The following is a 398-nucleotide window of genomic DNA, read 5'->3' on the forward strand; positions in this document are numbered from 1 at the left end:
CTTATCAGCAATTGCCCAGACAATGATTAATGGCCGCATATTCTTCTCATTTTTAGTCATGACCGATGAGTTTTTGCGTTTGCGTTGCAAGATTGCGCCAAAAGAGGATGGCATTGTCTTCAAGGTCGCTTTCAAAATCAGCGTAGTCATCACGAGGTTTTAAAGTTCCGATAACGTCGCCGACAGGTCCGCAAACTTTAAGCAATTGGCCTGCTTCTTCCCATCGTGCCGTCCAATAAGGACCTTCAAGCGCCGTATCCTGCATGTCTTGCACGCCGTCCCTGGTCATATCGTTGATGACGTCTTGTTTGGTGGTTTGTTCGTAGCCGTTTTGTTTCATCCAAGCGAGTTTTTCTTCGACCTGTTCCATGTCGTCAGGAATCATATGCAGCATATTA

1 protein-coding gene is annotated in these 398 nt (G+C 46.0%); it reads right to left on the minus strand.

The annotated features are described in order from the left end of the window. Window positions 1-52 precede the first annotated feature (52 nt). The coding region (locus KJQ99_RS10050) for a hypothetical protein (protein ID WP_214150762.1) at window positions 53-398 on the minus strand (346 nt) is incomplete at its 5' end.

Origin of the sequence: Campylobacter sp. 2018MI13 (assembly GCF_018501135.1) — a bacterium.
GTDB lineage: Bacteria > Campylobacterota > Campylobacteria > Campylobacterales > Campylobacteraceae > Campylobacter_E.